Origin of the sequence: Nostoc sp. FACHB-133 (genome assembly GCF_014698055.1) — a bacterium.
Classification (GTDB): domain Bacteria; phylum Cyanobacteriota; class Cyanobacteriia; order Cyanobacteriales; family Nostocaceae; genus Nostoc.
Genome location: NZ_JACJSH010000026.1, coordinates 19163 through 30537, shown reverse-complemented (window position 1 = coordinate 30537; position 11375 = coordinate 19163). Strand labels below are relative to the sequence as shown.

Below are 11375 nucleotides of genomic sequence, written 5' to 3'. Positions count from 1 at the left end.
TACTATGAAACCCGTTCATATCCGACGCACTATCCTTGCATCTCAAGTAGTTGAAGAAATAACTGATATCTGGTGTCAATGGCGCAGACAAAAGCTGCCACTGTATTTATTCCTGGCGATGTGTTTCAACCTAGTGGTTGCACCTATGGTCTATGCAGCTACTAGCGAACAACTTTCCCGCAGTCAATCTTGGGGATTGGGACTGTTAGGAATGGTGACGTTAGGGCTTTCTATCTATCTATTTTTTGTAATGTTTGTACCGGAGAAATTCTAATGAGTTTTGCACGTGAAGCTAGCAGAGCTATTCGTTCTACTTTAGTACTCTGGGTAATCGGTGCGATTATTTATCCTTTTGCGATGATTGCCATTGGGCAGATTGTGTTTCCGTTTCAGGCAAATGGTAGTTTACTGAAAAATAGCACAGGTCAAGTTGTGGGTTCTGCTTTGATTGGTCAACCCTTTACTAGCGATCGCTATTTTAACAGTCGTCCCAGTACCACCAGTTACAGCACAGCCGATCCCAAAAAGGATGATGGGGGAGTTTTGAAAACTGGGGTTTCTGGTGCTAGTAACTTGGCTCCCAGTAATCCCGCATTACTCGAACGCATCAAAGGTAAAGATGATCCAGACCCCAGCAAAAAAATTGAAGGTGATTTGACTCGTTTGAAAACAGCAGGTGTGCAGCCGACTGGCGATTTAATCTACACCTCTGGTTCTAGCCTTGACCCCCACATTACCCCCGAAGCTGCGATCGCGCAAATTGCGCGAGTAAGCAAGGCACGAGGATTTCAGCCAAACCAACTAGAAACTTTGATTGCCCAAAACACCGATGGACGCTTTCTCGGCATCTTTGGCGAGCCTGGAGTTAATGTGTTGAAGCTGAATTTAGCTTTGGATCAGATTAAGAAATAAAGCTATGGGAAATAGTAGAGACGCAAAATTCCTCGTCTCTACTGTTCAGAATTATTATCTCAGACTAATTTTTTATGATGAATATTGAAAGCCTCAATATCTCGTATTAATGAAGAACGTAAGCAGTTACTCCAAATTCTTTACTGAAAATTCATCGAAAGTATTTTATGGGTTAGAACCCGACTTTTTCAACGAAAATTTTCCAAAATTATTGATGATGTCATTAGCAAATATCATGGTTCTTTAAAAATATGGACAACTCTAGTTGAAATTTGCTAGTTTTACAAAGATAAAAAGGATTTACCGCCAATAATAGTCAAGAATAAGAAGCTAAAGCCAAAAAATGGCACAAAATTGAGCGCAATTCAATCATAAACTCTTAAATCTGCCAAACAAAGCATAAGCAAGTCTTTACGATTCTTCATCCGTAAAAATTTTGTCAGATATGGCTTAAGTAACAGCAATCTGATAAGATTTCAAATTAAGTAGAATAACTGCTTGTTATCTTTTTCTTTAACCCATTGATTTCGGGTATTTTTTAGGAAAGGAAAATAAAAAATGTCTCATCTATTGTGGAAAACTCTGGTACTAAGTCCAGTAGTTTTGGGAGTGACGGTGTTGGTTTCCGCTAGGGCTATAGCTACTGAAGTAGCAGGCTCCTCTGAAGATATAAAGGCAAAAACTGCTCAGACAGAAGCACCGATGTCTTCTGATACTTCAACATTTATTCAAACAGAGCAACCAAAAGTTAATCAGCTATTGGTTGCCCAAAAGACTGATGACAATAAGGTTTTAGAAGAGGTTAACCGCTACAGCACTGAGGGTAAAAACCAAAATTCCCTGTCTCAAGTCACATCAGTTTCTCAGTTTTCTGATGTACAGCCGACTGACTGGGCGTTCCAAGCTTTACAATCCCTGGTTGAACGCTACGGTTGTATTGCTGGATACCCAAATTCTACCTATCGTGGTAATCGGGCACTGACTCGTTATGAATTTGCCGCAGGTTTGAATGCTTGTTTAGATCGGGTTAATGAACTGATTGCAACAGCGACTGCTGACTTGGTAACAAAACAAGATTTGGCTACCCTCCAGCGTTTGCAAGAAGAATTCTCGGCAGAACTAGCAACTTTGCGTGGTCGAGTTGATGCTGTAGAAGCACGGACTGCTGAACTAGAAGCAAATCAGTTTTCTACTACAACCAAGCTTGTGGGTGAAGCTATTTTTGCCGTTAGTGATATTTTTGGCGGCAACACTGGCGATGCTAATAATACTGTTTTCCAAGATAGGGTACGTTTAGACCTGCAAACCAGCTTCACAGGTAAAGACGTTTTACACACCCGTCTTGCAGCCGGTAATTCACTAGCCTTTAGTCAACTGGATAATGCTGGTGTTCCTATCAATACTGCTGAAGGCACACAAACTTTTCAAATCGGTAACACTGGTAGTAATTCTGTCAGTATCGATTGGTTAGCGTATTACGTACCCATAGGCCCAGCCCAAGCGTACTTTGCGGCTACCGGAGGTATTCATAGCGATTATGCTGCCACTAATAATCCTTACTTTGAGGACTTTGATGGTGGTAATGGTGCTTTGTCTACCTTTGCTTCTGAAAGTCCCATCTATCGCATTGGTGGTGGTGCCGGTGCAGCGCTGACTTTACCCTTTGGTAGCGGTGGCAGTTTTTTCAAACCAAGTTCACTGACTATAGGCTACTTGGCATCAAATGCTAATAACCCTGGAGCAAGTCAAGGTTTATTAGAGGGTAACTATGCGGCTCTTGGACAGTTGAACTTTAGTGTTGGCGATCGCTTGGCGATCGCTGCTACCTACGTTCACGGATATCATGGTGCTGGAGGCGGGAATTTATTTGATCTAGGCGGCGGTTTGGGTAGTACTAACCGTGTCGTAGGTACTAATCAAGCTAACACCTTAAGTACCCTCAGCGCATCTTCTAGTAATTCTTACGGTATAGAAGCAGCCTTCAGACCCAGCGACAAACTTTCAATTAGTGGCTTCGTTTCTTACCATGATGTCTCAGGCTTTGGTGCTGGTGATGATTATGAAGCTTGGAGCTACGGTCTTGGGGTAGCGTTACCTGACTTCGGTAAAAAAGGTAACGTTTTAGGTATTTTTGCTGGTGCAGAACCATATTCGTTTAACCGACCAGGTTTTGTTGGTAATGATATCCCTTATCACTTTGAAGGCTTCTATAAATATCGCGTGTCAGATAACATCTCAATCACCCCTGGTGTCATCTGGCTGACCTCTCCTGGACAAAGCAGCGCTAACGACGATGCAATTATCGGTACTCTGAGAACAACTTTCACCTTTTAAAAGATTTGGTGAACGCAAGTCCAATCTAGGAAAAGGTTAAAGGGCAAGGGGGAAAGGTGAATTCAAATCCTTTCCCTCTAACCGAAAAGTTTTGTATTTGGGTTGAAATAGCGTTCCTGCTGTCTGGAGTAAAAAACAACTGAAAGAAATGCCAGGACAAATGGTTTACTAATCCAGACAAACTTTCAAATATCGACACGGAAGCTACCATTTAAAATTATCTTATTCGCCTCTATATAAAGATACTGGATGTCTCTTGACTTACTTAGTCTTTTAGAGTGCCAGACATAGCAGCAAAGATGATTCGACATCCAGCTTAAGGGCTGTGATATTATGGGAGACTGCTGCATACATTTAGAAAAACTAGCAATTGAATCAATCATGGCCCTGACGCAACTGCGGAAACAAGAAATCATTTCCAATTACCAAGTTCACGAAACCGACACTGGTTCGGCTGATGTCCAAGTTGCCATGCTAACTGAGCGCATTAACCGCCTCAGCGAACATCTCCAGGCAAATAAAAAAGACCATTCTTCTCGACGGGGACTGTTGAAGCTAATTGGTCAGCGTAAGCGTCTTCTAGCCTATATATCGCAGGAAAGCCGTGAAAAGTATCAAGCTTTGATCGCTCGCCTCGGTATTCGTGGATAGGGACTACCGCTTATGTCTGCTGAAGAATCTGAACGCAGTCGCTTGCCCTTTGAACCAAACAAAAAGCGTCAAAAACCCGCAAAAACTCAAAGTAAACCAGCAGCACAGCCACAAGAATCTGGCAAACAGGCTGATAAAAAACTGACTTACACCAAACAAGAGATGGCTATTCCTCAAGTAGTCAGCCAGAGGATGATCCGACGGGTAGCTGGTTTCTGTGGCGTACCAACAGCTTTGGGCATTAGTGTCCTGGTTGTTAGCTATCTGCTTGCTATCTACTCCGACATCCAACTACCTCCCATCGCCGTGTTATTGGTGAACATGGGACTATTTGGTTTGGGGGTCTTAGGCATAACTTATGGCGTTCTCTCTGCCTCTTGGGATGAAGAAAGAGTCGGAAGTTTGCTAGGTGTGGGTGAGTTCAACACCAATTGGGGACGAATGGTGGCAGTTTGGCGCGAAACTCGGCAAAAAAACTCATAATTAACGGCGCTCAGGTATTAAGTAACTGCGATATTGGGTAAATAAAAGAAGTGAATGTTGAAGTTGAAATTTTATAACTTCAACATTGCTAATTAAAATTATATAATCTTTTTATACCTACATCCAGCTACCCAGTAGTAAAACTACTGACTGAGCGCTATAATTTTGTCTATTTATTTTGTAAATAAATTTTGTTTTTAACTATTCGTAATTAGGGCAATAGGCAACAATAAAGTTAGCCCATTTACAGAAAATTTTACTCAATTAATTAGGAAATTTCACATGATTATAGTAATGAAAACTGGTTCCCCAGAAGCGGAAATAAACCGTATTGATGAGGAATTAACTAGCTGGGGGCTAACTCCAGAAAAAATTATTGGTCAACATAAAGTAGTTATTGGTCTTGTAGGTGAAACCGCCAGCTTAGATCCATTACAAATTCAGGAACTTAGCCCCTGGATTGAGCAGGTGTTACGGGTAGAGCAGCCTTACAAACGAGCCAGTCGCCAATACCGTCACGGCGAAGCTTCGGAAGTAGTAGTTAATACTCCTAATGGAGCAGTGGTATTTGGTGAACATCAGCCTTTGGTAGTTGTTGCCGGCCCCTGCTCAGTAGAAAATGAAGAAATGATTGTAGAGACAGCACGGCGCGTCAAGACGGCTGGAGCAAAATTTTTGCGCGGAGGGGCATATAAACCCCGAACTTCACCTTATGCCTTCCAAGGACACGGGGAGAGTGCTTTGGATTTATTAGCAAAGGCGCGGGAAGTCAGTGGACTAGGTATTATTACAGAAGTAATGGATGCGGCTGACCTGGATAAAATTGTCGAAGTTGCTGACGTGATTCAGGTAGGAGCAAGAAATATGCAGAATTTCTCCTTGCTCAAAAAAGTGGGAGCGCAGTCGAAACCAGTTCTCTTGAAGCGGGGAATGGCGGCTACTATTGAAGATTGGTTGATGGCAGCCGAGTATGTTTTGGCATCTGGCAATTCCAATGTAATTTTGTGTGAAAGGGGAATACGCACCTTTGACCGCCAATATACGCGAAATACGCTGGATTTATCGGTAGTGCCAGTGTTGCGGAAACTAACTCACCTGCCAATTATGATTGACCCCAGCCACGGCGTAGGTTGGTCTGAGTTTGTGCCTTCAATGGCAATGGCTGCGATCGCAGCTGGCACAGATTCTCTGATGATAGAGGTTCATCCCAACCCTGCCAAAGCTTTATCTGACGGCCCCCAATCTGTGACACCAGACCGTTTTGATAAATTAATGCAAGAATTAGCAGTCATTGGTAAGGCGGTAGGACGCTGGCAGCAACCAGCAGTAGCTCTAGCTTAAAATTCAGTTGCAACTTCTTGCTGGGCATAAATAAATGAGTAATGAGTAAGGAGTAAGGAGTAATGAGTAATGAGTGGATGAAAAATGGGTATTTACTCATTACTTATTACTTATTACTCATTACTCCTTCTTAAGAGTGCGTTTACATCGGTGAGGATGTCAACTACCTATTTATTGTAAACATGAAATAAACCCCTTTAAAATATTTCTAAAGGGGATTTTTAAACACTAAAAAAATCTATGGGAAAAGAACTATACAATCAATATTGATAGGCAATATTTTTTGCATTTGTAGGTCTTTTTATCTTCTATATACATAGCGAGCAGGTATCCATCGACGACCACGATTTGTCTGCACCCAACGTCCAGGAACCAGTATCCTTCTTCTCGCTTGGACAGGGGTATAAACCCTAACTGGCGGTGGTCTTCTGATTATTCTAACTGGAACTGGCCGCCTAACTGGCCATCTAGCCTGAGCATCGGCTTGGGAAGGAATAAAGGTAACAGCAATTGGTAAAATCAGTGCTGCACTAGCAAGCATTCTTTTAATACTCATTCGCAAACTTTCCTTCTATGGTGTAGACATCATAGAGATTAATTTTTCGCAAAATCTTAATCTCTTTGACAAGTAAATAATAGGACTGAAAATAGATATACAATAGTGAAAAAGGTAATTAGTTAAACCATGACTAATGTCATGGATAAAAAATATAAAAATAACTCTGCTTTTAAAGAAAACTATTTTTACATAGTGGCAGTGCCCACCTTCTCTTTGCCATCTAAAAAAAAGGGATGGGTATTTTGCCCATCCCAAAAATTCACTTTGACTCAATAGCAAAACTTTTATTGTACTGGTGCGGTGGGGAAAGCACCAGGTTGCACAGCGACGTTAAGATTCTGTCCATTGCGACGTAATTCTAAGCGCAAATCCCCCCCGATTTGGCTATTTTCTACTACCTTTTGGACACTGTTGGCATCTGTGACAGCTTGACCGCCAAGCTTTTGGATAACATCACCAGCACGTATTCCTGCTTTAGCAGCTGGTGAATTTGGCATAACTTTTACAACTAATACACCTTTATCTTCATCTACACTCAAACCACTATTGGGATCTGAGTTGATATTTTGTTTTAGCTGAGGTGTTAACCCCACCATTTGAATTCCCAGGTAAGGATGTTCTACTTTGCCTGTAGCTATTATTTGGCTGGAAATGCGTTGTGCTGTGTTGATGGGAATAGCAAAGCCTAATCCTTGTGCCCCTTGGATTATAGCTGTATTCATGGCAATTACTTGACCACGGGAATTTAGTAGGGGGCCGCCGGAGTTACCGGGGTTAATGGCTGCATCAGTTTGAATATACTCTACTCGCTTATCGGCAGCGCCGATTAGATTGCTACTGCGTCCGGTAGCACTGATGATTCCGGTAGTTACTGTATTATCTAGTCCTAGGGGGTTGCCGATCGCGATCGCCCATTCTCCCGGTTGCAGTTGATCTGAGTTACCCAATGCTACTAACGGCAGATTGTCCGCCTGAATCTTAACAACAGCAACATCAGTTAACTCGTCTTTACCTAATACCTTACCTTTAAAACTACGTCCATCCTTGAGTATTACTGTCACCGTATCAGCACCATCGACTACGTGAGCGTTGGTGAGGATACGACCATCAGCACTAATAATAAAGCCTGAACCAGTACCTCGTTCTACCCGATTCTGTTGTTCTGGCATTTGAGAGCCAAAGAAACGTTGGAAAAATGGATCGTTTAACTCATCAGGCAACCGGGTTTTTACGGTTCGGGAAGAATCAATTCGTACTACAGCCGGTCCGACCTTTTGCACCACCTGGGTAACAAAGTTAGGATCTGTGGCAGCTGATACTGGAGGAGCGGCATTTACGCGACTCGCTGCCAAATTAGATGCACTCTCAGACACCTGCTGAGAATGTCCAGCCATGTAGCCACCTGCCAATGTCATACCTGATCCCAGCAGCACCAGCGATAGAGAGGCGGCAGCCTTTTTCCAGGGTGCTTGATTATGGTATTTGGTATCAGCAGTGTTGGATAAAATGCTATTTGATGGGTGTTCTCCATCACGAGATTGGTTTTGCATTGCTGTCTGGAAAGATATTGAGATGTATTACTAATGTAGATATGATTTGTGACAGTTTTGTTGCAGAGGTATTGCGTTGTTGTGAAAGCTTTGGTACTTTACTAAACCTTATTGGAATATACTCATTCGTAGAGTTACACAGTTGTCATGCTTGTCAACTTAGAGCCAGAGCGGTTTCTAACCAACAGTTTGACGTTAAGTTGACTGCGTGTTTTATACCATGTGTGAAGGAATGAAAATGCCACAGGGGAAAATCTTACTGGAATCTGGCACTTTATGGACAAGTGTTAAAGAACGAACTGAACATGCTTTACAATGTGGGGCGTTACTGTCGATTCCGACAGAATTTGAATTTATCGAACAGGATGGCGTGCGCTTTTTAGTGCGGATTTTGTCTAATCTGAATCGCAAAAAAGCAGCTAAGAAGAAACAGGAAAAACAATCTGCTGTCTCTGGTCAAGAGTTTAATCCTTTTTTGCCCTACGAAGAGGATTTATTTGTGGCGGATATCTCTGATACTCATGTATGTATTTTAAATAAATATAATGTTGTCGATCTTCATCTGCTAATTATTACCCGTGCCTTCGAAGAACAGGAAAGTTTGCTGACTCTGGAAGATTTTGCCGCTATGTGGGCGTGTTTGGCTGATTTCGATGGTTTAGCATTTTACAATAGTGGCAAAAATGCAGGTGCTAGCCAGCGACACAAACACTTACAGTTAGTTCCATTACCACTTGTACCTTCAGGGCCGCAGATACCTATTGAACCTTTACTGAGGGCAGTACAATTTCAGGAATCGAACGCAATAGCAAAACTTCCTTTTGTAAACGCTTTTGCGCCACTAAATCCTGATTGGGTGCGATCGCCATTTAGAGCAGCCCAAGAAACACTAGAAGTTTATCGCACTTTGCTAGGGGCTGTGGGTTTAGATCCAAAGCAATTGGGTGCTTACAATCTGCTAGCGACACGAGAATGGATGTTGATCGTACCGCGATCGCAGGAGTATTTTCAGTCTATCTCTGTGAATTCATTAGGATTCGCTGGTAGTTTGCTAGTGCGAAACGCAGGAGAAATGGAAATTATCAAAGCCCAAGGGCCGATGACTATCCTCAAAAATGTTGCTACATCCTAATATTGATTAGTCATTTGCCCAATATTAAATTGGTGAAGCCTCTAGTTGACGACTGTTAATTTTCTCTCTAGGTCGAATAAAAAGCCGTGGATATATTCTTCAGTCCATTCGGCACCATAGAAGCGTTTAAACATCCCTCGTGCTGGGTCTTTTTCAGCCCGATATCGTAGGTATCGCAGTTGGGCTTGCTCGATGGCTTCTAAATTTTGGGAATCTGTTACAACTTCTGCCTGCTCTACAAAATCCAGATAAGCTTTTAAATAGTCTTTAAAAGCGGCAAACACCTGAGTTTCTACTACAGCCGTTTCTTGGGGACGAGTCCACAGAAAAGCGGGAGAGAAAAAAGGCTGTGCTTCTTCTGGGAAATCTCCTCCCCAAGATAGATGCTGTTGATGAGTGTGGAAAATGGGCAGAATTGGTTCAGTATATTTTGTCTGATATGCTAAATCATCCCGAAATAGGGGCTGCATATCCAAAGCAATTAGGTGTCCTCCTGGCAATGTCACCAGATCCGCCCCAAAAAAGGGTAAATCGTAGTTGAGGCGGGGAAAAATCACAAAATTCAGCACTTGTAGCGAATTACCACCCTGGACGTGGGCTGCACGAATTTGGCGCAATTTTGCAGTTTGAAAGGCGTAACTAGTGGTGACAACCTCTTCTTGATTTTTGCCCTTACCCACAACAGCACTTTTGGACTCAAATCCAGTGGGGATGGGATAGGGTTCTAAATCCAAGCGCGATCGCATGTAGGCGATCGCATAATCGAGAAATGGCTGATATAGTGTCACTTCGCTTCGCTCCAAATTCATAATCCCAATGCCCAATGCCCAATGCCCAATTCCCCATGCCCAATCCTCGTTATCTTTTACTTGCACTAACTGCTAGAGGAACGGCATCTTCAAATAAAAATTCATGAAGAAAACGCTCCGCCCATTCATGACCAAAGTAACTGCTAAACAAACCAGATGCTGGATCTCGGTCTGCACTATATTGGTCATAGTCTTTTTGGGCTTTGACAATCCGTTGGATATCTTCTGGATCTTGAAGCGCTTGGGCATCTGTTAGCATTTGCCAATACAAGTTTAAATAATCTTGGAAAGCTTCAAAGACTCGCGTTGAAACTGTTTCTGCATCTGTTTTGGCAAACAAGAGGTACTTAGAAAAATACTGGTTGGCATCGTAAAACTTCATTTCTAAGTTTTGCGCCAAATCCGGGTATTTATTATGGAGATATTTTAGCGGAGCTATATATTTATTTTGATAATCTTCATCCTGAAACAAAGGCTGAAAGTCAAGCACAATTAGATTTTTGACTTTGCCAAAGGATAAAAAATCAATCCCCAACAGAGGTAAATCGTAGTTATGACTAGGATAAATCACGCTGTTAAAAATTTGGGCGCTTTCCCCGGCATCAATATAGGTATAGCGAATTTTCCGCAACTCTTGAGATTGGTAACACCAACTGCGAATAGTTGCAGGGTTTCTGCCGCGATCGCTAACTTTGAATTCCAAACCAGGGGGAATGACCCTACTTTGTAAATCAAAGCGCTGAAATAGCTCTTTTTCTAAAAATTCCAGGAAAGGTTTATACATGGAACATGATTTGTTAACCCTTGCATGAAAATAAGTGATGGCAATCATGCACGTCTCATTTATGAGAAACAAAGCAACATTCCTTAATAGGGAATTGGGAATTGGGCATTGGGAATTGGGAATTGGTTATTCTCCATTCTCCATTCCCCATTTCCCATTTCCCATTCCCCATTTCCCATTCCCCATTCCCCATTACCCATTCCTCATTCCCCACTAATGCCTGGAATGATTAGCGATCATTTGCTCTAGAAGTTCTTGGGAAACACAGCGACGTTCAGAACAATAAGCCATTAAGTTGACACCGTTCATCATTCGCACGGTACTAACCCTGACACGAAAATCATCAGTAACAAACCAACAACGTTCTTGACCTTGGTTATTGTCATAGTCAGTATCAATCGTCAGAACTCCATCATCGGCAAACCGATACCGACTGACAACGGGAATGCTTTCAACATAGCCTTGGTTACGGATCAGTTTTCCAGAACGCCTCGTTTCGTCGGGAATATCAACCAAAATGGCAGCATTGTCATTAGGTAGCCTGGTGTCTAAGTTAGCCTGCCATGCAAAGCTCGCACCGCCTGTTGCTTTCGTAGGGTCTATGCCTTGGTCTTTACAGACTTCTTGGACTTTCAGATCGTTCTTTTCCATGACTTTAATGATCAAATTTGACTGCCCAGACTCATCTGCTGCTGAGTCAAAATGGTGAACGGAACGTTCCGTAAACCATGTACCCTCACTTTTATGGAAGAAGTCGATCATTGACAAGGGCGGTATTAGATGCATCTGTTTTAAAACCTCTTTTTATCAAATTTTGCCG

The 11375-nt window shown here is 42.4% G+C and carries 12 protein-coding genes; 7 read left to right on the top strand and 5 right to left on the bottom strand.

Annotated elements, in window-relative coordinates; all coding sequences use genetic code 11:
- Positions 1 to 4 precede the first annotated feature (4 nt).
- From H6G86_RS21035 to aroF, 6 genes are all read left to right on the top strand, one after another.
- Complete coding sequence (locus H6G86_RS21035) at positions 5 to 274, top strand: potassium-transporting ATPase subunit F (protein WP_190935935.1); 270 nt, start codon at positions 5 to 7, stop codon at positions 272 to 274.
- Positions 274 to 912, top strand: coding sequence for a K(+)-transporting ATPase subunit C (kdpC, locus tag H6G86_RS21030; protein ID WP_190935934.1), 639 nt, complete (start codon positions 274 to 276; stop codon positions 910 to 912). Before H6G86_RS21035 ends, kdpC begins: the two co-directional genes overlap by 1 nt.
- A gap of 558 nt (positions 913 to 1470) precedes the next feature.
- Positions 1471 to 3246, top strand: a complete 1776-nt coding sequence (locus H6G86_RS21025) for an iron uptake porin (RefSeq protein ID WP_190935933.1) — start codon at positions 1471 to 1473, stop codon at positions 3244 to 3246.
- 381 nt (positions 3247 to 3627) lie between these two features.
- Entirely contained in the window at positions 3628 to 3897 is a 270-nt protein-coding gene (rpsO, locus tag H6G86_RS21020) for a 30S ribosomal protein S15 (protein WP_041565894.1), read from the top strand.
- A 12-nt stretch (positions 3898 to 3909) separates the two neighbouring features.
- On the top strand, positions 3910 to 4380 hold the full coding sequence (locus tag H6G86_RS21015) for a PAM68 family protein (RefSeq protein WP_190935932.1): 471 nt from the start codon (positions 3910 to 3912) through the stop codon (positions 4378 to 4380).
- 282 nt (positions 4381 to 4662) lie between these two features.
- Entirely contained in the window at positions 4663 to 5721 is a 1059-nt protein-coding gene (gene aroF, locus H6G86_RS21010) for a 3-deoxy-7-phosphoheptulonate synthase (protein WP_190935931.1), read from the top strand.
- 301 nt (positions 5722 to 6022) lie between these two features.
- On the opposite strand, the gene H6G86_RS21005 is transcribed toward aroF, so the two are convergent.
- Complete coding sequence (locus H6G86_RS21005) at positions 6023 to 6277, bottom strand: hypothetical protein (protein ID WP_190935930.1); 255 nt, start codon at positions 6275 to 6277, stop codon at positions 6023 to 6025.
- A gap of 287 nt (positions 6278 to 6564) precedes the next feature.
- Positions 6565 to 7830 carry an HhoA/HhoB/HtrA family serine endopeptidase gene (locus H6G86_RS21000; RefSeq protein ID WP_190935929.1) on the bottom strand — a complete coding sequence of 422 codons (1266 nt, stop codon included), beginning with the start codon at positions 7828 to 7830 and terminating at the stop codon, positions 6565 to 6567.
- A 238-nt stretch (positions 7831 to 8068) separates the two neighbouring features.
- Between H6G86_RS21000 and H6G86_RS20995 the strand changes: the two genes are divergently transcribed.
- Positions 8069 to 8962, top strand: coding sequence for an ATP adenylyltransferase family protein (locus tag H6G86_RS20995; protein WP_190935989.1), 894 nt, complete (start codon positions 8069 to 8071; stop codon positions 8960 to 8962).
- 41 nt (positions 8963 to 9003) lie between these two features.
- Here the strand turns inward: H6G86_RS20995 and H6G86_RS20990 are convergent, their stop codons facing one another.
- From H6G86_RS20990 to H6G86_RS20980, 3 genes are all read right to left on the bottom strand, one after another.
- Positions 9004 to 9771, bottom strand: coding sequence for a phycoerythrobilin:ferredoxin oxidoreductase (locus H6G86_RS20990; RefSeq protein WP_199338379.1), 768 nt, complete (start codon positions 9769 to 9771; stop codon positions 9004 to 9006).
- 49 nt (positions 9772 to 9820) lie between these two features.
- Positions 9821 to 10555, bottom strand: coding sequence for a 15,16-dihydrobiliverdin:ferredoxin oxidoreductase (locus H6G86_RS20985; RefSeq protein WP_179072324.1), 735 nt, complete (start codon positions 10553 to 10555; stop codon positions 9821 to 9823).
- A 213-nt stretch (positions 10556 to 10768) separates the two neighbouring features.
- A complete protein-coding gene (locus H6G86_RS20980) occupies positions 10769 to 11317 on the bottom strand; it encodes a phycobiliprotein lyase (protein ID WP_242064900.1) in 549 nt (182 codons plus the stop codon).
- Between the last annotated feature and the right edge of the window lie 58 nt (positions 11318 to 11375).